At 45.2% G+C, this 987-nt stretch carries 1 protein-coding gene and 1 tRNA gene; both read right to left on the reverse strand.

The window, feature by feature from the left end; all coding sequences use genetic code 11:
- Positions 1 to 345: alcohol dehydrogenase catalytic domain-containing protein (locus tag A3729_RS06075; RefSeq protein WP_197475616.1), on the reverse strand; the 345-nt coding region annotated here is incomplete at its 3' end.
- Positions 346 to 884: 539 nt separating this feature from the next.
- A tRNA-Met gene (locus A3729_RS06080) sits at positions 885 to 961 on the reverse strand.
- Positions 962 to 987 lie beyond the last annotated feature (26 nt).

Raw genomic sequence — 987 nt, forward strand, 5'->3', positions numbered from 1 at the left:
TTTACCTTGGGTTTCCCGTACGGCCTGGCATAAGTTTGTTTTCCCCGACATGCAAAATTTACATTCACCACACTCAGCTGTGTAAAGCGGGATTACGTGGTCGCCGACTTCGACGCTTGTAACGCCTTCACCGACCATTTCGACAATACCACCACCTTCATGACCAAGGATTGATGGGAAAATTCCCTCTGGGTCTTCACCTGACAAGGTGAAGGCATCAGTATGACAGACCCCGGTTGCAACGATCTTTACCAAGACCTCGCCCGCTTTCGGGTACATAACATCGACTTCTTCGATCTTCAGGGGTGTGTTAGGGCCCCAAGCAACGGCGGCTTTAGATTTAATAAACTGGTCAGTCACAAGGTTTCTCCGGGGGGAAAGATGAAATTCACAATCAGATTAGCTACAAGCCTATATCGGCCGAAGCGTGTTCCAATCTTGACATATTCCTAAACTTTTTCCAGCGCTTTTGTTTTAGGTTGGTGGCTTAATGATCCGCACCAGTTAAAGCGGACGCCCTGTTAAGGTGATCATTGTGGCGACTTCTTTCGCAAGGCAAATGCTCGTTTTAATGTACCTTGGTTAAACCCCTCAATACTCAACTTTTGCAAATATGTTAAGAAATAGATCTGAGACCTTTTTTGTTGATTTGCACCCAAAACTGACCCATTAAACCCAAATATTTGCATCGAATTTTGACCCACGTATAAACCTATCCCTGCTTCAACAAAGGCAGGAGAAAAAGGAGTGATAGACGTGGCTCTATTGAATCAACGGGGTCAGACTCGATTGAACTTCTGTTAAAGAAAATGATTTAGTTATGGATGCTACTTTCTACAAGCGAAAAAAAAGACCAGTTAGATAACTAACTAGTCTTTTTAATGTGGTAGCGGGGGCCGGATTTGAACCGACGACCTTCGGGTTATGAGCCCGACGAGCTACCAGGCTGCTCCACCCCGCATCAATCTCGTCTTGATCAAGGTTTGT

It is taken from the genome of Oleiphilus sp. HI0043 (assembly GCF_001634935.1).